Annotated in this window: 20 protein-coding genes; 6 read left to right on the top strand and 14 right to left on the bottom strand. The window is 65.7% G+C overall.

Translation table 11 applies throughout. The annotated features are described in order from the left end of the window. Positions 1–311: 311 nt before the first annotated feature. Together dapA and thyX are read right to left on the bottom strand one after the other, a co-directional pair. Positions 312–1,289 carry a 4-hydroxy-tetrahydrodipicolinate synthase gene (gene dapA, locus LH475_RS14215; RefSeq protein WP_196844930.1) on the bottom strand — a complete coding sequence of 326 codons (978 nt, stop codon included), beginning with the start codon at positions 1,287–1,289 and terminating at the stop codon, positions 312–314. A 35-nt stretch (positions 1,290–1,324) separates the two neighbouring features. After that, positions 1,325–2,035 (bottom strand): FAD-dependent thymidylate synthase, encoded by a 711-nt coding sequence (gene thyX, locus LH475_RS14210; RefSeq protein WP_297414701.1) that lies wholly within the window; start codon positions 2,033–2,035, stop codon positions 1,325–1,327. A 128-nt stretch (positions 2,036–2,163) separates the two neighbouring features. On the opposite strand from thyX, the gene LH475_RS14205 reads away from it, so the two are divergent. The 3 genes from LH475_RS14205 (at position 2,164) to LH475_RS14195 (ending at position 3,969) form a co-directional block, all read left to right on the top strand. After that, on the top strand, positions 2,164–2,472 hold the full coding sequence (locus LH475_RS14205) for a hypothetical protein (RefSeq protein ID WP_196844928.1): 309 nt from the start codon (positions 2,164–2,166) through the stop codon (positions 2,470–2,472). Between the two features lie 165 nt (positions 2,473–2,637). After that, positions 2,638–3,069 (top strand): OsmC family peroxiredoxin, encoded by a 432-nt coding sequence (locus tag LH475_RS14200; RefSeq protein WP_196844927.1) that lies wholly within the window; start codon positions 2,638–2,640, stop codon positions 3,067–3,069. Between the two features lie 9 nt (positions 3,070–3,078). Continuing rightward, positions 3,079–3,969, top strand: a complete 891-nt coding sequence (locus LH475_RS14195) for a TIGR01777 family oxidoreductase (protein ID WP_196844926.1) — start codon at positions 3,079–3,081, stop codon at positions 3,967–3,969. A 15-nt stretch (positions 3,970–3,984) separates the two neighbouring features. On the opposite strand, the gene LH475_RS14190 is transcribed toward LH475_RS14195, so the two are convergent. From LH475_RS14190 to LH475_RS14175, 4 genes are all read right to left on the bottom strand, one after another. Continuing rightward, positions 3,985–4,428: a hypothetical protein gene (locus LH475_RS14190; protein ID WP_196844925.1), complete on the bottom strand. Its 444-nt coding sequence runs from the start codon at positions 4,426–4,428 to the stop codon at positions 3,985–3,987. Beyond that, complete coding sequence (dapB, locus tag LH475_RS14185; protein ID WP_196844924.1) at positions 4,425–5,201, bottom strand: 4-hydroxy-tetrahydrodipicolinate reductase; 777 nt, start codon at positions 5,199–5,201, stop codon at positions 4,425–4,427. Before dapB ends, LH475_RS14190 begins: the two co-directional genes overlap by 4 nt. A gap of 296 nt (positions 5,202–5,497) precedes the next feature. Then, positions 5,498–6,100 carry a histidine phosphatase family protein gene (locus LH475_RS14180; RefSeq protein ID WP_196844941.1) on the bottom strand — a complete coding sequence of 201 codons (603 nt, stop codon included), beginning with the start codon at positions 6,098–6,100 and terminating at the stop codon, positions 5,498–5,500. A 69-nt stretch (positions 6,101–6,169) separates the two neighbouring features. Then, positions 6,170–7,513: a pitrilysin family protein gene (locus tag LH475_RS14175; RefSeq protein ID WP_196844923.1), complete on the bottom strand. Its 1,344-nt coding sequence runs from the start codon at positions 7,511–7,513 to the stop codon at positions 6,170–6,172. Between the two features lie 213 nt (positions 7,514–7,726). Here LH475_RS14175 and LH475_RS14170 point away from each other — a divergent pair, with 213 nt between their 5' ends. Beyond that, on the top strand, positions 7,727–8,317 hold the full coding sequence (locus LH475_RS14170; RefSeq protein WP_196844922.1) for a TetR/AcrR family transcriptional regulator: 591 nt from the start codon (positions 7,727–7,729) through the stop codon (positions 8,315–8,317). Positions 8,318–8,320: 3 nt separating this feature from the next. On the opposite strand, the gene LH475_RS14165 is transcribed toward LH475_RS14170, so the two are convergent. Beyond that, a complete protein-coding gene (locus tag LH475_RS14165; protein ID WP_196844921.1) occupies positions 8,321–9,325 on the bottom strand; it encodes an aldo/keto reductase in 1,005 nt (334 codons plus the stop codon). A gap of 333 nt (positions 9,326–9,658) precedes the next feature. On the opposite strand from LH475_RS14165, the gene LH475_RS14160 reads away from it, so the two are divergent. Then, on the top strand, positions 9,659–11,272 hold the full coding sequence (locus tag LH475_RS14160; protein ID WP_196844920.1) for a peptide chain release factor 3: 1,614 nt from the start codon (positions 9,659–9,661) through the stop codon (positions 11,270–11,272). 68 nt (positions 11,273–11,340) lie between these two features. On the opposite strand, the gene LH475_RS14155 is transcribed toward LH475_RS14160, so the two are convergent. After that, complete coding sequence (locus LH475_RS14155) at positions 11,341–13,026, bottom strand: ribonuclease J (RefSeq protein ID WP_297414688.1); 1,686 nt, start codon at positions 13,024–13,026, stop codon at positions 11,341–11,343. Between the two features lie 272 nt (positions 13,027–13,298). Beyond that, positions 13,299–13,469, bottom strand: coding sequence for a hypothetical protein (locus tag LH475_RS14150; RefSeq protein ID WP_196844918.1), 171 nt, complete (start codon positions 13,467–13,469; stop codon positions 13,299–13,301). A 305-nt stretch (positions 13,470–13,774) separates the two neighbouring features. Here LH475_RS14150 and LH475_RS14145 point away from each other — a divergent pair, with 305 nt between their 5' ends. Beyond that, the gene (locus LH475_RS14145; RefSeq protein ID WP_297414685.1) at positions 13,775–14,278 is read left to right on the top strand and encodes a glutathione peroxidase; all 504 of its coding nucleotides are present in this window, start codon (positions 13,775–13,777) and stop codon (positions 14,276–14,278) included. Positions 14,279–14,362: 84 nt separating this feature from the next. Here LH475_RS14145 and LH475_RS14140 read toward each other — a convergent pair whose 3' ends face one another. The 5 genes from LH475_RS14140 to LH475_RS14120 form a co-directional block, all read right to left on the bottom strand. Next, entirely contained in the window at positions 14,363–15,316 is a 954-nt protein-coding gene (locus LH475_RS14140) for a CoA ester lyase (RefSeq protein WP_196844916.1), read from the bottom strand. Further along, positions 15,313–15,846: a MaoC family dehydratase gene (locus LH475_RS14135; RefSeq protein ID WP_196844915.1), complete on the bottom strand. Its 534-nt coding sequence runs from the start codon at positions 15,844–15,846 to the stop codon at positions 15,313–15,315. The genes LH475_RS14140 and LH475_RS14135 overlap by 4 nt, the downstream gene beginning before the upstream one ends. A gap of 127 nt (positions 15,847–15,973) precedes the next feature. Continuing rightward, positions 15,974–17,140 carry an acyl-CoA dehydrogenase family protein gene (locus LH475_RS14130; protein WP_297414682.1) on the bottom strand — a complete coding sequence of 389 codons (1,167 nt, stop codon included), beginning with the start codon at positions 17,138–17,140 and terminating at the stop codon, positions 15,974–15,976. After that, a complete protein-coding gene (locus tag LH475_RS14125; RefSeq protein WP_196844913.1) occupies positions 17,137–19,278 on the bottom strand; it encodes a biotin carboxylase N-terminal domain-containing protein in 2,142 nt (713 codons plus the stop codon). Before LH475_RS14125 ends, LH475_RS14130 begins: the two co-directional genes overlap by 4 nt. Positions 19,279–19,282: 4 nt before the next feature. Continuing rightward, entirely contained in the window at positions 19,283–20,890 is a 1,608-nt protein-coding gene (locus LH475_RS14120) for a carboxyl transferase domain-containing protein (protein WP_297414680.1), read from the bottom strand. Positions 20,891–20,952 lie beyond the last annotated feature (62 nt).

The following is a 20,952-nucleotide window of genomic DNA, read 5'->3' as shown; positions in this document are numbered from 1 at the left end:
GTTTCACACTGGGCCCAAAATGTTTCGAACTCGAGGCGTTCCGCGACCGACACTGGCGAGCATCCGTACGCCGCAACGAACGGATCGACGAAGCCCGGCTCGGGGGTGTCGCCGCTCTGGCTCATGGTTTCATTCTACCAAAACCATGAGCCAGAGTCGAGGGATTCTCAGATATAATCTGATTTCTGTGCGAAGTTGTATTCGGGCGGACTACCGCGTTAGCGAGAAGTACTCACGCGGATCGATGACTCTCGAGTAGGAATCTTTCTCGCAGATTCGACAATCACAACGGCACACAGCGCCGCGCACGCCTAACGGGTGGTGCCGGCAACCTTGGGCAGCGATCCGCCGGCGGCCGCGTTGCGGTCCGGGCGGAAGTTGGAGAAGTCCACGCCGGGAATGTCCACGACCAGCGACAGTTCGTCTTCGATCTGGGCGGCTTCGGAGTCCTCGGGGCCGACCAGGGGCAGCCGCACGCGCGGGCTGCCGATGCGGCCGAGGCCGTGCAGGATGTACTTTACGGCGACGGTGCCGGGAACGTGGGTACTGACGGCCCGCACGAGCGGTTCGAGCATCTGGTGTGCGGCGGTCGCGACTTTGAGGTCGCCCCGGTTGACCGCGTCGACCATGTGCCGATATGGGGTCGCCGTGATGTTGCCGGTGACGCCGATCAGGCCGGTCGCGCCAATGGCGAGGTGGCCGAGCACGTTGGGGTCGTCGCCGGAGAAGTACATGAGGTTGGTCTGGTTGAGCACCCGGCTGGCCTGCGCGAAGTCGCCCTTGGCGTCTTTGATCGCCAGAATGTTGGGGTGCTTGGCCGCGCGCAGGATGGTCTCGTAGGCGATCGCCACACCGGTGCGGGCGGGGATGTCGTAGAGAATGACGGGAAGATCGGTCGCGTCCGCAATCATGCGAAAGTGGGTGAGGATGCCAGCCTGCGTGGGCTTGTTGTAGTACGGGGTGACGATCATGTTGCCGTCTGCGCCGGCCTTTTCACTCTGGCGGGCGAGCTGCATGGCGTGTGCGGTCTCGTTGGATCCACCGCCGGTGATGATTTTGGCACGGCCGTTCGCAACCGACTTGCCGACCTCGACCAGACGGATCTTCTCCGGGTCGGTCAGGGTGCTCGTCTCACCGGTCGTGCCCGTGACGACGATGCCATCGGCGCCCGCATTGATGACGTCGTCGATGTGCTTCTCCACCCCGGCCCAGTCCACTTCGCCATCAAAGGTAAACGGGGTGACCAGCGCGACCAGCACCTGGCCAAAGGGATTCGTAGAGGTAGACACGCAGAACAGGCTATCGCTTTCCCGCTCACAGCTGACTAGGGGGAGACTCGGCCGTTCTGGTTAAAGGCGGCGTAGGTGAGCGGCATGAGCTTCTCGAAATGAGTTTCCATCTGTTCGGCGCACATTTCGATCTCGCGCTGTGGGAACGACGGGAATGAGGAGCCCCCACGCTTGGTGCGCAGGCTGAGAAAGTTCATGAGTGAGCGCGCGTTGAGCGTGACATACATCGAGGAGTAGATGCTCAGCGGCAGCACGATACGGGCGACCTCGCGGGCGACGCCGGCTTCGAGCATCCGCTGGTAAGCCTCGTAGGAGTGAATCGCGGCGGCGCGGGTCTGCTGCTGCACGAGCGCGGTCTGCTCGATCGAGCCGGGCAGAAAGTCGTAGGCGCCCGGCTTGCCGACCTGCACGAGGTTGCGTTTTGCAGACGGCACGTAGAACACCGGGTTGAGCTCCCGGTAACGGCCCGACTCTTCGTTGTAGGAGGCGATGCGGTGCCGCATGAACTCGCGGAACACAAAAATCGGCGCGCGCACGTAGAACGTCATCGAGTTGTGTTCGAACGGCGAGCCGTGCCGGTCGCGCATGAGGTAGTTGATCAGACCGCGGTCACGCTTCTCGTCGGCCTCGCTTTCGGAGCCGTCGAGCTGGCTCTGCTCCAGGGTCTGCTCCCCCAGGGTCGACACCCGGGCAGCGAACAACACGTCCGAGTCGTGGGCGCTGGCGCGCACCAACTCCACGGTCATTTCGGATCGGAACTCAATTTCAGACACGGCCTCAGGCTAGCCGGTCTGCCGGCCCAAACGCCGCCGCGCGCCCGCAATGTGCCGTCATAGTCCCTCGAGCGTGCTCGCGCCCACGTAACGTCGGCATCATGAACCCACTCGAAGCGATCGGACTGCTGTTGGCCCTGTTGGCTGCGACAACCGTTCTGGGCCTGGTCTGGCGGGAACGCCAGGGGCCAGTGGCCCGCCTGACCGGCGACGTCATCACCCCAGCGGATGTCGCCGCCACGATCACGTTTGGCCCCGCCGCCACCCTGCTGCAGTTTTCAACCGAGTTGCGCGCCCGCTGCCCGGGCACCCGTCGTCTGCTGGGAGCCGTGGCCGAGTCCCGACCGGGCGTGGTGCACGTGGACGTGGATCTCACCCACCGGGCCGGCCGAACGTTCGGGAACGCCTGAACCGCCACCCTCACGCTCACTCCAACCTGACCAGGACATGCCCGGTGCGACGTCCTTCGCGTCGCCCGGGCGTGTCGACTGGCTCTCAGGAAATTCCCAGACGAGACTCGTTCACGGGGCAGGTCCGACGGTTAGGGTGGAATTCAACCACCTGGAGGTAACACCATGCCCACGACGCTCACCAGTGAATCAACCACCGTCTGGACCGGCGATCTTCCGACCGGTTCCGGTACCGTCACCCTCGATTCCTCGCACGCCGCCGAATTCTCGGTGAACTGGAAGGCCCGCGCCGAAGGCGTTTCGAACACGACCAACCCCGAGGAACTGCTCGGCGCCGCCCACGCCTCCTGCTTCTCGATGGCCCTGGCCAACGCCCTCGGATCGGCCGGCCACACCCCGGAGAACATCCAGACCACAGCCGCCGTCACGTTCGCGGCCGGCACCGGCGTCATCGGCAGCCACCTACTGGTCAGTGCAAAGGTTCCCGGTCTGACCGAGGCCGAGTTCGAGGTCTTCGCCCAGGACGCCAAGGACAACTGCCCGATTTCGAAGGCACTCGCCGGGATTCCCATCACCATTGAGGCCGAGCTGGCCTAGGTCGCTCCCGTGCGCGTTTTGATCGCCGGAGCGTCCGGCCTCATCGGCAGTGAGCTGAGCCGCCAGCTGGCCGCCGCTGCCCACACCCCCGTCAGACTGGTGCGGCGGGAGGCCTTGGGAACCAATGAAATTCGTTGGGACCCGGCCGCCCTGGTTTTGGATCCGAGCGTGCTCGACGATATCGACGCCGTTGTCAACCTGTCGGGGGCGTCGCTGGCCCGACTGCCGTGGACAAGCGGGTACCGCAAAGAAATTCTGCGCTCCCGTCTGCAGGCCACCCGCACGCTGACCGACGCTCTCGGCCGGGCCGTGACGCCGCCGACCGTTCTGTTGAACGGCTCCGCGGTGGGAATCTACGGGGATCGTCCGGGGGAAGTCTTGAGCGAGGCATCCACTGCTGGAACCGATTTTCTCGCGGACGTCGTCACCCGCTGGGAGGCAGAGGCGCGGCTCGCGCCCGAACCAACCCGGGTGGTGATGCTGCGCACCGGCCTGGTACTTGCCAAGGGTGGTGCGCTGAAACCGGTGTTGCCCCTGGCTAAACTCGGCCTCGCCGGACCTCTCGGTGATGGAACCCAGCACTGGGCCTGGGTGAGCCTGCACGACGAGGCCGCCGCCATCGTGCACCTGCTGACCTCAACACTGTCTGGCCCGGTCAACCTGGTCGGGCCGACCCCGGCGACGTCCAACGACATCATCAGTGCTCTCGCCACCGCAGTGCGCCGCCCGTTCCTGCTGGCGGTCCCCAAACCGATCCTGACCCTGCTGCTGCAGGATGCCGCCCGCCAGCTGCTGCTTGCCGACCAGCAGGTCAGCGCCCAGAAACTCTTGGACGATGGGTTCGAGTTCGCCCATCGCACGCCGGCCACGGCGATAGCCTGGATGTTGCGCCAACCGTAGTCGGCCGGCCTGCCGCTACTTCGGGGTGCGCTCGAGGGCGATCGCGGTACGGATGGCGCCGCGAGCGCGCTTGCGGTCGCCCGACGCGTCGTAGGCCAGACCGAGGCGCAGCCAGGCGTGCCAGTTCTCGGGTTCGGCATCGACCGCGGCCCGCGCGGCCGGAAACTGCTCGTCGGCCGCGTCCCGATAGGGGCGACCGCTCGGGCGCACCGGCAGGTTGGCGGCGGGCAGCTCGCCGAGTTCGCCGAGCCGTCGTACCAAACGCTCCGAGCGGATGCCGAACGCAACCTCACGCGCGAGCGCCCAAAAACCAATCAGCGGCAGAATGAGCAGCGCGAGCCCGATGGCGATGCCAACCGGCTCACCGCTTTGGATGAAGAGCACGGCGCGCACCCCGACCAACACCAGGTAGAAGACGAGCAGCACCGCCATGAGGACGACAGCAACCTTGCCCTTCATTTGGAGGCCCCCGACTCGTTGGCGGTAGCAGCGGCCGAACGGAAGCCCAGATCGACGATTTGGTCAAGACCGACCGTGACTCCCCGAATGGTTCGCGCTGCGGCGAGAGCCAGCAGAATGCCGCTCTCGTAGGCGCTCGGTGACAGCGTGTTGTGGCTGATCGTGAGGGTTTCCCCGGTGCCGCCGAGAAACACGTCCTGGCGGGCCAGTAAACCGGACAGGCGCAGGCTGTGCACGGGCACGCTAGCGACCTGCTGGCCGCGCGCACGCTGATCGGTGTGCGGCGCCGAGACCGGGCCGAGTTCGGCGCGCACCCGGCCGATTAGTTCGGCGGTACGCACGGCCGTGCCCGAGGGTGAATCGACTTTGGAGGGCTGATGTGCCTCGACAATCTCGATGGAGTCGTAGAAACGGGCAGCCAGGGCCGCAAACGCCGTCGCGAGCACCGAACCGATCGAGAAGTTCGGAATGATGATGACCCCGGTATCGTCGCGGCCGGCAAGGCGTCGGGTGAGGGAGTCGATGCCGTCCTGGCTCCAGCCGGAGGTACCGACGAGCACCCGCACACCATGCTCGGTCGCAAAATCGACGACGTCCCGACTCACGTCGGGCCGGGTCAGGTCGACAGCGATCTGCGCACCGAGCATCTCGCTCAGCTCGCTGCGCGAGTCCAGCCGGGCGACGACCTCGAAGCCCTCGGTTCGGTCGATCAGGTCGGAAACCAGGCGGCCCATCTTGCCCGTTGCACCAATAATGGCCACCGTCGTTGTCATATAACCAATCTACCAATCGATCGCGGCATCGCGGTTTGCGCAACAGCCTACGGAAGTGCCTCAGTTTCACGCCGCGTCGGTCAGAGACACTGCGGCCCTCACCCTGCTCACCGAATATTTTCGCAGTCCCGAGCTGTCGTTTCGACAATCCCAGGGCACGTACCACCCGACCTACCAGACGGCAGAGCAGTTCGCACCGCCGTCGGGGCGCTCTATCAGAGCGCCGGGTACGAGAACGTCCATCCGTACAACGACAATCCCAATGCGACGCATTGGTATCGCAAGCGCCTGGACTCTTAGAACATCAGTGGTTCGGGCAGCCCGGTACGCAGCTCGACCGGCAGGTGACCGAGGTCGTTATGGGTGACGAGCGTCCACGGGCGGCCGGGCTTTTGCTGCAGCACGGTGAGGCCGCAATTGGCCTGGTTGATGCCGACCCAGCGCCAGTCGGGGGCCCCGAGCACTTCACGCACGAACCAGGCGATCACGAAATTGTGGGTGATCAGCAGGTCGTGCCGCTGGCTACGGCGCGGTTGCAGAAATTCGGCGACGGCGTCTTCCATTTGGGCCCGTCCCGCAGCGATCTCATCGTCGGTGACCGAGCCGAAAAACGGGTCGTAGGCCGAGGGTGTTTCGGCTGCCCGACCGGAGGGAATGCAGTCGAAGAGCAGCGCCGTCGGCTCGCTGTGCAGGGCTGGCAGCCGCTCGGTAATGAGTTCGGCGGTTTCAGCGGCCCGCTGCAGCGGCGAATGCCAGGCACCCGTGAACGGCACACCGCTGAGCCGGTCGGCGATCAGCAGCGCCTGACGTTTGCCGCGGGGCGACAGCGGGCCATCGTGCAGACCATGTTCGGCGTCCTGCTGCTCGCCGTGGCGTACCAGATAGATGTACTGGGGCATCATTGTCCATTTCGAAGTTCGGGAGTCCGGCCGGGCCGGAATGTGCAGAAGCTGGTGTGGGGTGGCCGGTCAGCCCGGGAGGATCCCCGCGAACGCGTCATCCTCGAGGGCGCCGACGGCGGAGATCGACACGGGTCCGCTCGCGAGCTCGGCGGCGAGCTCCTGCACGTCGGTCGCGGTGACGAGCGCGAGGCGCCGCAACGCCTCGTCGAGGTCGACGAACTCGCCGAGGGTGATCTCCGAGCGACCCAGCCGAGACATGCGGGTGTCCGAATCTTCCAGGGCGAGAGCGGATGCTCCGCTCAGCTGGCCAGACGCCCGCTTCATCTCGTCGGCGGTCACACCGCCATCGGCGAGGCGGTGCAGTTCGCTGAGCATGAGCTCGGCGACCTGCCCGGCTTTGGCCGGCGTGCACCCGGCATACATGCCGAACAGGCCGGCGTCGGAGTAGCCGGGCGCGAACGAATAGACCGAGTAGGCCAGGCCGCGCTTCTCCCGCACTTCCTGAAACAGGCGGCTCGACATGCCACCGCCGAAGATCGAGGTGAGTACGCTCATGGTGACGCGACGGTCGTCGGCAGCCAGCAGGCCGGGCATGCCGAGCAGCAGATTCGCCTGCTCCAGCGGGCGTTTGACGATGGTCAGGGCCCGGCCCTGGTGAATCTCGGCGGGCACACCGCCACGACGGCTGACCGGGGTCTGCGGACTACTGAGGTCCCAGCCGGCTTGTTCGAGGGCACCGGTGACAGCGGCGACGAGCACGTCGTGGTCGACGGCGCCGGCAACCGTGACGACGAGGTCCTGCGGCCGATAATTGGCCTGATAATGCTCCCACACGGCCGCGCGGGTGGCACCGCGAATGTCGTCGGCGCTGCCCCCGATGGGTCGACCGAGCGGATGCTTGCCCAATACGGCTTCGAAGAATCGCTCATTGGCGACGTCGGCCGGGTCGTCGTCGGCCATGGCGAGTTCCTCGAGAATGACCCCGCGCTCGGTTTCGAACTCACCGGCATCCAGCTTCGAGGAGGTCAGCATGTCGGTGAGAACGTCGATGGCCATGCGCAGGTCGCGGTCTTGCACCTTGGCGTAGTAGCAGGTGTATTCCTTGGCTGTCATGGCGTTGTGTTCGCCGCCGACCGCGTCGAAGGAGATGGCAATGTCGAGGGCGGACCGGGTTGGCGTGCCCTTGAACAGCAGGTGTTCCAGAAAATGGGTGGACCCGAAGTGGCCCGGTTGTTCGTCGCGGGATCCGACGGCTACCCAGTAGCCGATGGTGAGGCTTCGGGCACCCGGTACCTGCTCGCTGAGAATGCGCACCCCGCTGGGCAGAGCGGTTCGACGCACGAGGGCATCGCCGGCGGCCCGATACGAGAGTTCGGCTTGGTCTAGGGGAAAGTCCACTGCACCGTTCATGTCATCCCCCACCTTACAAGACCCGTTCATGGCGACGGGGTGCCCGGCGCCGAACCTCCGGCCTACCCCCACTTTGGCCGGAACTGCCCGTGCGGCCCGTTTCGACAGACTGGTCTGTCTAGGGTGTGTTACAGTCTGGAGGCCGACCGGGGAAACCTCCGGATTTACGTTCATCCGGGGCCGATTTCACCCCCTCACCAAAGGAGTGCCCGCATGACCATGCTGACAGATGAAGCCGTTCGGCCGGCGACACACGCCAAGGTGCGCATTCTCGCCACCGCCGACCGTCTGTTCTATACCGAGGGTGTACACACCGTGGGTGTGGACCGCATCATCAGCGAGTCCAAGGTCACCAAAGCGACCTTCTACAAGTACTACCGTTCCAAGGATGCCCTCATCGTCGTGTATCTACAGGGCCGGGACCGGCTTGCCCGCGATTTTCTCGCCAGCCTCGACACCCGCTTCGACACCCCCGAGCAGCGGCTGCGCGGCGTGGTCAACGAGATCTCAGCGCAGGTCATTCGCGAAGGCTTTCACGGCTGCCCGTTCATCAACGCCGCCGCGCAGTTCACCGACGCGGCCCATCCGGTGCGTCAGGCTGTTGCTGCACACCGGGACTGGTACGGCCGGTCGATTGAGGACATGTTTCGTGGCATGGGCCATGCCCGACCCGGTGACGCGGCCGATGACTTCTTTCTGGCCCGAGACGGCGCCTTCGCCGGCGCCAATCTCGGCGACCCGATCGGTGCCCACACCGCTTTGCTGCGCGCTATCCAGCGCGTTCTCGACGAGTCGGGCGACTAACGCTCAGTAGGCCGACACCCGGTCGAGGTCGAGCAGGTCGTTACGGCCCAGGCGGATGCCGGCCGCGGCGACCAGGGAGTGCACCTGGTCGGCCCGGCCGGCGCCAGCCACCGGTGCGACCACGTCGGGGCGGGCGAGCAGCCAGGCCAGGGCAATCGACGCCGGTGCCACGGCGTTCGCGGCAGCGATGCGGTCGACCACGGCGAGCACGCGCCGCGAGCGACGGTTCAGGTAGACCGCGGCGAGCTGCCCGCGAGCGGTGCCGGCGGCATCCGCTTTGGTGCGGAACGCACCGGCCAGAAACCCGTGGGCGAGGGCGAAGCCGGGCATCAGGGCGAGGTGTTGGGCGCGGGCAACGACGGCGACGTCTTTCTCGAGCTCGGCCCGGTGCACTAGATTGTAGGGCGTTTCGACGGCGACGAACTTGGGCAGGCCGAGGGCCGAGAGCACCCGCGCCTCCATGAGCCGGTCCGCCGCGAAGTTCGACGCCCCGAGGTAACGCACCTTGCCGGCGCGAACGAGGGCGTCAACGGCCACGAGGCTCTCTTCGAGTGGGACGGTCTTGTCGTCGAGGTGAAAGTAGAGCAGGTCGAGATAATCGGTGCCGAGCCGCACGAGGCTGGCTTCGACGGCGCCCACGATGCTGCGCTGGGTCAGTCCGGGGTTATCGAGATTGCGGCCGATCTTGGTGGCCAGAACGGTCTCGGCGCGCGCTCCGCGCGAACGCAGCCACGACCCGATAATCACTTCGCTGCGCCCGGCGGCGAAGCTGTCGGCGGTGTCGAGAAAATTGCCGCCGAGGCCCTGGTGCGCGTCGAGAATAGCGATGGAGGCTTCACCCGTCGCCGTCCAGCCGAAGGCGTTGCAGCCGAGGGCCAGCGGATGCACGCGCAGCTCGGTTCCCGAAATCTGGCGGCGAACCGGGCCCGCACCGACCGTCGTCTCAGCCTGGTCCAAACGGTCGATCGCCATCGCATCGAGAGAGGACGAGACAGCCTGTCGGGTCATTGCGTTCTCCTCCCGGTTGTTCGCCCGGCCCCTCAGGTGCGACGGGTTTTCTCTTCGTAGACTTCTCTGTGCCCGACAGTAGGCGAGGCCACCGACATTTTCCGGAGGCACGCGAAACTGTTACCAAAATGTACGTCGGTTGCGGGCTAATCGGGGTGGTGACTGTCGGCTGTGGCCCGCAAGTCGGCACGCGCCCGGTTTGTTAGACTGGAGGTTGCGCGAAAATTGGGCCGGATATGCAGGTGCACATCCGGCCTGGGCCGCCCGCTGTCGAATCTTCTGATCGATCGGCTGGCTAGGTATCCTGCCCGAATCAGCCGCAGGAAAGCAGCCATGACCACCCTCGCCGACGTGCCCAACCCCCAGGTTCCCCGTGAGGCTCGCAGGCGCCGCACCTTCGCCGTGATCTCCCACCCCGACGCCGGCAAGTCCACCTTGACCGAAGCCCTGCTGCTGCACGCCCGTGCGATCACCTCCGCTGGCGCCACGCACGGAAAGGCCGGTCGCCGCGGCACCGTCTCAGACTGGATGGAGATGGAGAAGGCCCGTGGTATCTCGGTCACGAGTGCCGCGATTCAGTTCGAGTACCACGATGCCGTGATCAACCTCGTCGACACGCCCGGCCACGCCGACTTCTCTGAGGACACCTTTCGGGTGCTATCCGCAGTGGATGCCGCGGTGATGCTCGTCGACGCCGCCAAGGGCCTCGAACCGCAGACCATGAAGTTGTTCGCCGTCTGCAAGCAGCGCGGGCTTCCCGTCATCACCGTCATCAACAAGTGGGACCGCCCGGGCGACACTCCCCTGGCCCTGATGGATGAGATCCAGACCCGCACCGGCCTGCTGCCGACCCCGCTCAACTGGCCGGTCGGCGAGGCTGGCGATCTGCGCGGAGTGCTCGATCGCCGTTCGGGCGACTTCCTGCGATACACCCGCACCGCCGGCGGCGCGACAGTGGCCGAAACGGTGCGGCTGGATGCGGCCGACGCGGCGATCGAAGAAGGCCCGGCCTGGGCATCCGCTGTCGAAGAATCGGAACTGCTCGACGCGGAATCCCAGAATCATGACGCCGAGCTGTTTCTCGACGGGCAGACCACCCCGGTGCTCTTCTGCGCCGCCGTGGCGAACTTCGGGGTGCAGCAGCTGCTCGACACCCTGGTCGAGTTCGCGCCGCCGGCCGAAGCCCGTATCGACATCGACGGGAACCCGCGCAAGGTGACCTCACCATTCTCCGGTTTCGTGTTCAAGGTGCAGTCCGGCATGAACTCGGCGCACCGCGACCACGTGGCCTTCGTGCGCGTGTGCTCGGGCGAATTTCGCCGCGGCATGGTCGTCACCCACGCGGCGACCGGCCGACCCTTCGCCACCAAGTATGCCCAGCAGCTGTTCGGCAAGGAACGTACCGTCACCGACCAGGCCTGGCCCGGCGACATCGTCGGGCTCGTCAACGCGTCGGCGCTGCGCGTGGGCGACTCGATCTTCGAAGACGAGCGCGTGGAGTTTCCACCGCTGCCGTTGTTCTCTCCCGAACATTTTCGTGCCATCCGCCCGGTCGACAGCAGCAAGCACAAGCAGTTTCGACGCGGCATCGACCAGCTCGACCATGAGGGCGTCATCCAGGTGATGCGCTCCGAGGTGCGCGGCGAGCAGGCTCCCGTGCTCGGCGCCGTCGGGCCGATGCAGTTCGAGGTCGTTGAAGACCGCATGGTGCACGATTTTCACGCCGACATTCGCATGGAAGCGCTCCCCTACCAGGTGGCCCGCAAGACCGATAAGGAAAGCGCGCTCCTGCTCGCCGGAACCCGTCAGGTGGAGGTGTTCACCCGCTCGGACGGCACGCTACTGGCACTGTTCAGTACGCCGTGGCGGCTGCAGGCGATCGCCAAGGAGAACCCGAAGCTCGTGCTGATCGACATCGCGAACGCAACCGCCGACGACTTCAGGTAGCTTGTTTAGTTATGGCGAAAGGCCGCATCCTCAACGAGGATGCGGCCTTTCGCCCGTGTCGGTGTTGGTTAGGCGTCGACGACCACGGAGGTGATAACCGGGCTGCGACGGTACTTGCGGTTCATCCAGCGGCTCACGGACTGCGTGAACAGGTCCTCAAGTTCGGCGCCGTCAACGATCTTGATGCGGTTCGCGGCCTTCATGGCTTCATCGATGACCTTGGTCGCGCCCTTGACCCACTCGTCGTCGTGCACGAAACCGCGGGCCAGGAACTCGACGGGCTCGGAGAGCGTGCCGGTCTTGGCGTTGAGAATTCCGAGGATGGTAATGGTGACATCCTCGGCGAGCTTACGACGGTCTTCCATCGCGGCAGTGGATGCCCCACCAACAGTCATACCGTCAACGAAGATGTAGTCGGCGACAACACGGCCGGTGACCTTGGCCTGGCCATCGATGAGGTCAACGACGACGCCGTCTTCGACAACGATAACGTTCTCGTCGGGGACACCGGTCTGGATGGCGAGGTCGGCGTTGGCAGTGAGGTGGCGCCATTCACCGTGGATCGGCATGACGTTGACCGGCTTGACGATGTTGTAGCAGTAGACGAGCTCGCCGGCGCTTGCGTGGCCGGAGACGTGCACCTTGGCATTGCCCTTGTGCACGACGTTGGCACCCCAACGAATCAGGCCGTTGATGACGCGGTAGATGGAGTTCTCGTTGCCGGGGATCAACGAGCTAGCGAGCAGCACGGTGTCGCCCTCGCCGATCTTGATGACGTGCTCGCGATTCGCCATGCGCGAGAGAGCAGCCATCGGCTCACCCTGCGAGCCGGTGCAGATGAGAACGACCTTGTCGTCCTTCATGCGCTCGAGCGCCTTCATATCAACGAGAAGGTCCTTGGGAATGTTGAGGTAGCCGAGCTCACTCGCGATCCCCATGTTGCGCACCATGGAACGGCCAACGAAGGCCACTTTGCGGTTGTGCGTCACGGCAGCGTCGATGACCTGCTGAATGCGGTGCACGTGGCTCGCGAAGCTCGACACGATAATGCGACGCGGGGAGGTGCGGAACACGGTGTCGATCGCCGGTCCAATGTCCTTCTCAGCGGTGGTGAAGCCGGGAACCTCGGCGTTGGTCGAGTCCGTCATGAACAGGTCGACACCCTCTTCGGCCAAGCGTGCGAAGGCACCGAGATCGGTGAGGCGCTTGTCGAGCGGGAACTGATCCATCTTGAAGTCACCGGTGGCGAGCACCAGGCCGGCTTCGGTACGAATGGCGATGGCCAGCCCGTCGGGAATGGAATGGTTGACGGCAATGAACTCAAGGTCGAACTGGCCGATGGTGCGGCGCTCACCCTCTTTCACCTCGATGAAGTTCTGGCTGAGACGATGCTCCTGCAGCTTGGCAGCGAGGAAAGCCAGGGTGAGCTTGGAGCCGACGACGGGAATGTCGCCGCGTTCCTTGAGCAGGTACGGTACGGCGCCAATGTGGTCTTCGTGGCCGTGGGTGAGCACGATGGCCTCAATGTCCTGCAGGCGGTCGCGGATGGCCGTGAAGTCGGGCAGGATCACGTTGATGCCGGGCTGGTTGTCCTCGGGAAAGAGAACGCCGCAGTCGATGATGAGCAGCTTTCCCTTGTGCTCGAAGACGGTCATGTTGCGGCCGATCTCGCCGAGGCCTCCGAGCGGGATGATGCGCATGCCGCGAGCCGGCAGTGCCGGCGGAGTGCTCAGGTCGAGGTAGTGGTTATTCATGAATCTCATTTCGTTGTCTGCGGTACTGCACGTCGAGGTGTGTGGGGACCGAGCTCGGGCATGCGAAGCCTCGAAGGATTACTCAGGGGGCTTCAGTGCGCATACGCGTTCCTCGCGTCGTGTCCGGCGGGCAGGCAAAATGCCGGCCAGATACCTCCTTAGTCTACCGATGCATCAACGATCGGCGTTTTCGGGTACGAAAGAGGGACCCCGCGCATGGCGGAGTCCCTCTCGTCGGGTTACCGACCGCCCGGGGACGGTCCAGCTGTTGACTAGGCGGCGCGGGGCGCGGCAGTGCGCGGCGAAACGTATTCGCCAGCCTCGAGGTGCTGCGCGGAACCGCTGACGTAGCCGGTGGCGGTGATCGCACGACGAACGTCGGGCGTGATGAACTGATTGGCAGTGTTGGTGCGGTTCGTGAACTTCGATACGTAGGAATTCATGGTGCTCCTGGTGCAATTGATGACTAGCGAATGCCGACCGTGGACCAGAGCAACGCGCGATCGTCGAAGCGTCCACGAAGATGGCATGTCTGCGCGGGACTTATTCGAGTGAAACTGGGGGGTGGCCCGGTCGGCGGGAAGAATGCGCTGCGCCGCGCGAGCTGAGAAACCCGGGTCCGCTACTGGACCGCCATGACTTCTGAACTGAGTCCAGACTACGTGACCGAGTTCCTGGTTGGGGCACACGCACGATCTACACAGGCGCTGTTCAGGCAGCGCGGAGGCGGTATCGATAATATTTTCGAATGACTTCTTCTGCGCTGTATGACATTCCCCTCACGCTCATCGACGGTGCAGAAACCACCTTCGGCACCTACTCAGGCAAGACGGTTCTTGTCGTCAACGTGGCCTCGAAGTGCGGCTTCACCCGGCAGTACGCCGGCCTGGAGGCGCTCTACCAGCGCTACTTTGACGAGGGCCTGGTCGTACTCGCACTGCCGAGCAACCAGTTCATGGGCCAGGAACCCGGCACCGAGGCGGACATCGTTGAATTCTGCAGCATGACCTACGGGGTGACCTTTCCGATGACGGCCAAGGTCGATGTGCGGGGCAAGCACCAGCATCCGCTGTATGCCGAGCTGACCAAATTCAAAAAGAGCATGCTGCCCGGACTGATAAAATGGAACTTCGAAAAGTTTCTGGTGAGCCCGACCGGTGTGGTCGTGGACCGTTTCGCCTCGTCGGTGGAGCCGGAGTCGACCGAGATCATCGACGCGATCGACAAGGTTCTGGCCGCAAAGGCCGCTTGAGCCCGCCTCTGCCTGTTCCGGGCCCGGGACCGCCACAGGGGCGCAGAACTTACCGTGTTCCCGGGTGGGCCCGGCGAGGCTCGCTCAGCGGGCGGCCCGACGCAGCACGGCCTCGGCGTGACGCAACACCGGGCCATCGACCATGCGGCCCTCGTGCTGGAAGACACCGCGCGCACTCGCGGCGGCCTCGAGCAATCCGAGGGCATAGTCCACTTCGGCGGCGGTCGGCTGGTACGCGGCGCGAATGACGGCGACCTGGCTGGGGTGAATGCAGGCGGAGGCGGTAAATCCGCTTGCGACGGCATCCGCTGCCTCGAGCGCGAGCCCGGCCGTGTCGGTGATGTCGAGGTGCACGGTGTCGATGGCGGCCTTGTCGTGGGCTCCGGCAGCGAGCAGCACCATCGACCGGGCCTGGCGGGCGACGTCACGGTAGCGCCCGTCGGGGTACCGGCTGGAGGTGCCGCCGAGCGAGGCGACGAGGTCTTCGGCACCCCACATGAGCGCGACGACGTTGCGTTCGGCGGCAATCTCGGTTGCCGAGATGACACCGGCTGCGGTTTCGCACAGGGCAATTACCCGAAACGCAGCGAGCAATTCGACCTGACCGGCGCTGACGGTCTTGGCGAGCATGACGTCACGGTAGTCCGTGCGCTCGAGCGCGGCCAGGTCAAGCGCGAAATCGACGCTGTCGGCCGGATTGATGCGCACGATCGTGCGCGCAGGGTCAAGCGGATGCTCGATCAGAGCGCGCCGCGCAGCGGCCCGGTCGACGGGCGCGACGGCATCTTCGAGGTCGAGGATGACAGCATCGGCGCGCTCGCTCGCCTTCGCGTAGCGCTCGGGCCGGTCGGCCGGGCAGAATAACAGGGCAGGGCCGAGGGTGAACGGGGCCGGGGTGAACGGGCTGAGCCCCGCGGTGCTGCCGTTGAAGGGGTCGGGGCCGTCCGGGTCGAAGTCCTGATCGAACGGGCCTGAATCGAACGGGCCTGAATCGAACGGGTCAGAATCGAGGGGGCCGCCATCGAACGGGCCGCTCATTCTGCAGCCTCGCGGCACCAGACCAGCACGGTGCGCACAGCCGTACCGACGACGACACCGTTCTGGTTGCGGCCGGTGTGTTCGAGCGTGATGATGCCCTGCCCCACTCGGCTGTTGGAGAGCCGTTTGTCGGTAACGATGGTCTCCGAATACAGGGTGTCGCCGTGATGAAGCGGATGCGGAAACGTCACGGTCGAAAAACCCAGGTTCGCCACGATCGTGCCCTGGGTCAATTGCGCGACCGAGCTGCCGACCATGGTTGAGAGGGTGAACATCGAATTCACCAGGCGTTCGCCGAACGGCTGGGTGGCCGACCAGGCCGCGTCGAGGTGCAAGGCCTGCGTGTTCATGGTCATCGTCGTGAACAGCACATTGTCGGCCTCGGTCACGGTGCGGCCGGGACGGTGCTGGTAGAGCGCGGCGAGGTCGAACTCCTCGTAGTAGAGGCCGCGCTGCTCCACGGGGTGGCGCTCGCCCGCACTGGGCACGACGACGACGGGCGGGCTATCGGGGGTACCGGGGTCGGGCATCCGCTTCTCCTCAGTCTTATCAGGCCGCTCAGTCTTATCAGGCCGCTCAGTCATATTAGGCCGCTCAGTCATATCAGGCCGCCCAGTCATATCAGGCCGCCCAGCCGATCCAGGCCGATCAGTTCGGTCAGGCCGCGAAGCCGAGCGTCCGGGCGATGACCATGAGCTGTACCTCGGTCGTACCCTCGCCCAGTTCGAGCACTTTAGAATCACGATAGTGCCGGGCGACCGGGTTTTCGTTCATGAAACCGTAACCGCCGAAGATTTGGGTGGCGTCACGGGCGTTGTCCATAGCCGCTTCGCTGCCGATCATCTTGGCGATCGACGCCTCCATCTTGAACGGGCGACCGCTGATCATGGTGAGCGCCGCGTCGTAATAGGCGAGGCGCGCGCTGTGCACACGCGCTTGCATCCGCGCGAGTTTGAACGCGATGTGCTGGTTGGATCCGATGGCGCGGCCAAACACGTTGCGGCTCTTGGCGTAGCGCACCGACTCCTCGAGGCAGCCCTGGGCCGCTCCGGTGCAGAGCGCAGCGAAGGCGATTCGACCCTCGTCGAGGGTTTGCACGAAGTTGGCGAAGCCGCGGCCACGCTCACCGAGCAGGTTCGCCTCGGGTACGCGCACATTGTCGAAAAGCAGCGGATGCGTGTCGGAGGTGTGCCAGCCGACCTTGTCGTAGGCGGGAAGCACGGTGAACCCGGGTGCCGGTGTCGGCACCAGGATGGCGGTGAGTTCTTTCTTGATCGAGCCGTCGCCGCGGGTCGATTGGCCGGTGGCCGCGGTCACCGTGACCAGTCGAGTGATGTCGCTGCCGGAGTTGGTGATGAACTGTTTACTGCCGTTGATCACCCATTCGCCGGCCACGAGTTCTGCCGTGGTCTTGGTGCCGGCGGCGTCGGAGCCGGCATCCGCTTCGGTGAGACCGAAGGCGGAGAGTGCCTTACCGCTCGCGAGCAGCGGAACCCACTCCTGCTTTTGTTCCTCGGTGCCTCGACGGTATACCGGCATGATGCCAAGTCCCACGCCGGCTTCGAGGGTGACAGCGATGCTCTGGTCGACGCGCCCGAGTTGTTCGACGGCGAGGCAGAGCGAGAAGTAGTCGCTGCCCTGGCCGCCGTATTCTTTCGGGAACGGCAGGCCGAACAATCCCATCTCGCCCATCTGGTCGATGATGCCGTAGGGCAGGCTGCGCTTGGTGTCGTACTCGTAGGCGGCGGGCGCGACAACCGTGTCGGCGAAGTCGCGAACCTGGTCGCTGAGGGCCTGCTGGGTGGGGCTGAGTTCGTAGCTCATTGTGGGTCTCCCTGGTCTGGGTGGGTACTGATGCCGGGTTCGGCAGCGGGTTTCGGGATTGCGGGGTCGGGGGTGCCGGGTTGGCGGGTGACGGGTTCGGGGGTGACGGTCGCGACGATCTGGTCGAGGCGCACGAGGTCGCCGGGAGTGACGGTGATGGTGACGGTGCCCGGCTGGTTTGCCACGAGTTTGTGCTCCATTTTCATGGCCTCGATGGTGGCGAGGGTCTGCCCGGCGACCACCCGGTCCCCGGTCGTGACCGGCACGGACACGACCGTGCCCGGCATCGGGGAGCGCACCTCGGGGGGCACCGTGCCCGCAACCCGATCGCGCCCGGCGAGCAGCTCGGCCAGTTGTTCGGCGCGGCTGGGCAGCCCGAGATCAAACACGACACCGTCGTGACCGAGGTGCAGGTGGCTGGTCGTGCGTGCCAGGTCGTACCGGCGCGTCACTCCCGCGAACTCGACTCGAACCCGGCCGACATCCACAGCCCGGATGCTACCGAGGGCCGGCGGGTGCTCGCCGACGGTGACGGATGCTGCGTCCGGTTCCCCAAGAACGCTCACGGTGACGACACCGCCACCCGCAGCCGCACCGCCCGCACCCGCACCACCCGCACCCGCACCAGCCACACCGAGCTGGTAGCGGGTTGGACGGTGCTCACCGAGTCGCCATCCGCTCGGCCGCTCCCAGATCGACGTCTTGGGCTCGGCGGCAACATGAAGCAGCAGGGCTGCGGCCGCGAGCACGTGGTCATCGGCCTGCCTGAAGGCCAGATGCGGCAGGGTGCGCTCGATCAGACCGGTATCGAGCTGGCCGGCACGCACGGCGGGTTCGTGCAGCAGCAGGCGAAGGTATTCCAGATTGGTATGTACGCCGAGCACGAGGGTGTCGGCGAGGGCACGGTCGAGGCGGGCGATGGCGGTGGCCCGGTCGGGACCCCAGGCCACGACCTTGGCGAGCATCGGGTCGTAGGCGCCGCCAATCTCCAAGCCCGGTAGGAGTGCACTGTCGACGCGAATTCCGTCGCCGACGGGCTCCCGCAGGGCCAGGACCGTGCCGGTCATCGGCAGAAAGTCGCGGTTTGGGTTTTCGGCGTAGACCCGCGCCTCGATCGCATGCCCACTGAGGCATATGTCGGTCTGTGCGAGGGTAAGTGGCTCCCCCGCGGCGATGCGCAGCTGCCAGTCGACCAGGTTGACGCCGGTCACGAGTTCGGTGACCGGGTGCTCGACCTGCAGACGGGTGTTCATCTCCATGAAGAAGAACTCGTCGGGGGCGTTGGCGGCGACCAGAAACTCGACCGTGCCGGCTCCGCGATAGTCGACGCTACGGGCGGCGGCGCAGGCGGCCTCGCCAATGCGTGCCCGGGTGGACGCGTCGAGCAGCGGTGACGGGGCTTCTTCGATGACCTTTTGGTGGCGGCGCTGCAGCGAACACTCCCGTTCGCCGAGGTGAATGACGGCACCATAATTGTCCGCGAGCACCTGCACCTCGATGTGGCGGGGCGTGGCGACGAGCCGCTCCAGAAAAAGGGTGTCGTCGCCGAACGCGCTCGCGGCGATGCGACGGGCGGTCACCAGGGCATCGGCGAGGAGCTCGGCGCCCTCGACGATCTGCATGCCCTTGCCACCGCCTCCTGCTGACGGTTTGATCAGCAGCGGATACCCCACCTCAGCCGCGGCCCCGATGAGCTCCTCGTCGCTGAGCCCGGGGCGAGCGATTCCGGGAATGATCGGCACCCCGAAGGCGGCGACGTGGTTCTTGGAGCGGATCTTGTCACCCATCACGGCCAGCGCGTTGACGCTCGGCCCGATGAACACGATGCCGGCGTCGGCGCAGGCCTGCGCGAAGGCCTGGTTTTCGCTGAGGAACCCGTAGCCCGGGTGAATGGCCTGGGCGCCGGTCTGCGCGGCGGCGGCGAGAAGAGCGTCGATGCTGAGATAACTCTGGGCCGGGGCGGCGGGGCCGATGCGCACCGCCGCATCCGCTAGCTGCACGTGCCTGGCCCCACGATCGGCGTCACTGTAGACGGCTATCGAGCGGATGCCCCGCTCGCGCAGGGTGCGCATGATGCGGCAGGCGATCTCGCCGCGATTGGCGACGAGCACGGTATCGAAGGCGGAGTTCTGGGGCATCAGCTCACATCCGAAACAGGCCGAAGGCGGGATCGGGCAGGGCGACGGCGGCGCATACTTCGAGGGCAAGACCGAGTACGGTGCGGGTGTCGGCCGGGTCGATAACGCCGTCGTCCCAGAGCCGAGCAGTCGAGTAGTACGGGCTGCCCTGCTGCTCGTACTGCTCAAGGATGGGTTTCTTGAACGTCGCCTCGGCCTCGTCCGACCACTTTTCCCCACGCGACTCGATCTGCTCGCGTTTAACGGTCGCGAGCACGGCGGACGCCTGCGGGCCACCCATCACCGAGATGCGGCTTCCCGGCCACATCCAGAGGAAGCGCGGCGAGTAGGCGCGGCCGCACATGGAATAGTTGCCGGCGCCGAAGGACCCGCCGATGACGACGGTGAGTTTGGGAACGCGGGTGGTGGCGACGGCGGTGACCATTTTGGCGCCGTGCTTGGCGATGCCGCCGGCCTCGGCGTCCGTTCCCACCATGAATCCGGAGATGTTCTGCAGAAAAATGAGGGGAATGCCTCGCTGGTCGCACAGTTCAATGAAGTGGGCGCCCTTCTGCGCCGATTCGGCGAACAGGATGCCGTTGTTCGCGACGATGCCCACAGGATGGCCGTGCAGGTGGGCGAATCCGGTGACGAGGGTGGTGCCGTATTCCTTCTTGAATTCGTGGAATTCGCTCGCGTCCACAAGCCGGACGATGACCTCACGCACGTCGTAGGGCTGCTGCACGTCGACGGGCACGGCGCCGTAGAGTTCGTCGGCGGGAGCGGTCGGCTCGCGCACCGGCAGCACCGGCCAGGCCGATGAGGCGGGCGGCGGCAGGGTTGCCACGATGTCGCGCACGATCTGCAGGGCGTGGTCGTCGTTCTCGGCGAGGTGGTCGGTGACGCCCGACACTCGGGAGTGCAGGTCGCCGCCGCCCAATTCCTCGGCCGAGACGATCTCGCCGATCGCGGCCTTGACGAGCGGCGGTCCGCCGAGAAAGATCGTGCCCTGGTTGCGCACAATCACGGTTTCGTCGCTCATCGCCGGAACGTAGGCGCCGCCAGCCGTGCACGAGCCCAGCACCGCGGCGATCTGAGGAATGCGGGCCGCGGACATCCGCGCCTGGTTGAAGAAGATGCGACCGAAGTGGTCGCGGTCGGGAAAGACCTCGTCTTGCCGCGGCAGGAAGGCGCCGCCGGAGTCAACCAGGTAGACGCACGGAAGGCGGTTCTCGAGGGCAATTTCTTGGGCACGCAGGTGCTTCTTGACCGTGAGCGGGTAGTAGGTGCCGCCCTTGACGGTGGCATCGTTGCAGATGACGAGCACGGGGCGGCCGTGAACGAGGCCGATTCCCGCGATGAGACCGGCGCCGGGACTGTCGTCGTGGTACAGCCCGGTGGCGGCGAGCGGGGCAATTTCGAGGAAGGGGCTGCCCTCATCGAGCAGCCGGTCGACGCGCTCCCGCGGCAGGAGCTTGCCGCGGGCGACGTGCCGCTGCCGGGAGGCCTCGGGGCCGCCGAGCGCAGCAGTGGCGAGGCGCGAGCGGAGATCGGCGACGAGGGCGCGCTGCTCGGTGTCGTTGGCGCGAAAGGTCGGGGCGCTGTGGTCGAGCTCACTCGTGAGTGCGTGCATCGCCGGCTGAGTCTCCTTCGACTTGACGCCAATCACAGTTAATGATTGGTAACTCAGATCAG

The organism is Cryobacterium sp. (assembly GCF_026786305.1).
Taxonomy (GTDB): Bacteria; Actinomycetota; Actinomycetes; order Actinomycetales; family Microbacteriaceae; genus Cryobacterium.
Note: the sequence above shows the minus strand (reverse complement) of the source record. Positions and strands in the feature narration are given on the sequence as shown.

What these genes read in the sequence shown, in the direction of transcription:
- LH475_RS14170 (WP_196844922.1), top strand. Translation starts at nt 7,727, where the DNA reads ATGACCATGCTGACAGATGAAGCCGTTCGGCCGGCGACACACGCCAAG.
- LH475_RS14175 (WP_196844923.1), bottom strand. Translation starts at nt 7,513, where the DNA reads ATGAACGGTGCAGTGGACTTTCCCCTAGACCAAGCCGAACTCTCGTAT.
- LH475_RS14125 (WP_196844913.1), bottom strand. Translation starts at nt 19,278, where the DNA reads ATGCCCCAGAACTCCGCCTTCGATACCGTGCTCGTCGCCAATCGCGGC.
- LH475_RS14160 (WP_196844920.1), top strand. Translation starts at nt 9,659, where the DNA reads ATGACCACCCTCGCCGACGTGCCCAACCCCCAGGTTCCCCGTGAGGCT.
- LH475_RS14120 (WP_297414680.1), bottom strand. Translation starts at nt 20,890, where the DNA reads ATGCACGCACTCACGAGTGAGCTCGACCACAGCGCCCCGACCTTTCGC.
- LH475_RS14135 (WP_196844915.1), bottom strand. Translation starts at nt 15,846, where the DNA reads ATGCCCGACCCCGGTACCCCCGATAGCCCGCCCGTCGTCGTCGTGCCC.
- LH475_RS14165 (WP_196844921.1), bottom strand. Translation starts at nt 9,325, where the DNA reads ATGACCCGACAGGCTGTCTCGTCCTCTCTCGATGCGATGGCGATCGAC.
- LH475_RS14205 (WP_196844928.1), top strand. Translation starts at nt 2,164, where the DNA reads ATGAACCCACTCGAAGCGATCGGACTGCTGTTGGCCCTGTTGGCTGCG.
- LH475_RS14145 (WP_297414685.1), top strand. Translation starts at nt 13,775, where the DNA reads ATGACTTCTTCTGCGCTGTATGACATTCCCCTCACGCTCATCGACGGT.
- thyX (WP_297414701.1), bottom strand. Translation starts at nt 2,035, where the DNA reads ATGACCGTGGAGTTGGTGCGCGCCAGCGCCCACGACTCGGACGTGTTG.
- LH475_RS14200 (WP_196844927.1), top strand. Translation starts at nt 2,638, where the DNA reads ATGCCCACGACGCTCACCAGTGAATCAACCACCGTCTGGACCGGCGAT.
- LH475_RS14140 (WP_196844916.1), bottom strand. Translation starts at nt 15,316, where the DNA reads ATGAGCGGCCCGTTCGATGGCGGCCCCCTCGATTCTGACCCGTTCGAT.
- LH475_RS14155 (WP_297414688.1), bottom strand. Translation starts at nt 13,026, where the DNA reads ATGAATAACCACTACCTCGACCTGAGCACTCCGCCGGCACTGCCGGCT.
- LH475_RS14190 (WP_196844925.1), bottom strand. Translation starts at nt 4,428, where the DNA reads ATGAAGGGCAAGGTTGCTGTCGTCCTCATGGCGGTGCTGCTCGTCTTC.
- LH475_RS14130 (WP_297414682.1), bottom strand. Translation starts at nt 17,140, where the DNA reads ATGAGCTACGAACTCAGCCCCACCCAGCAGGCCCTCAGCGACCAGGTT.
- dapB (WP_196844924.1), bottom strand. Translation starts at nt 5,201, where the DNA reads ATGACAACGACGGTGGCCATTATTGGTGCAACGGGCAAGATGGGCCGC.
- LH475_RS14150 (WP_196844918.1), bottom strand. Translation starts at nt 13,469, where the DNA reads ATGAATTCCTACGTATCGAAGTTCACGAACCGCACCAACACTGCCAAT.
- LH475_RS14180 (WP_196844941.1), bottom strand. Translation starts at nt 6,100, where the DNA reads ATGCCCCAGTACATCTATCTGGTACGCCACGGCGAGCAGCAGGACGCC.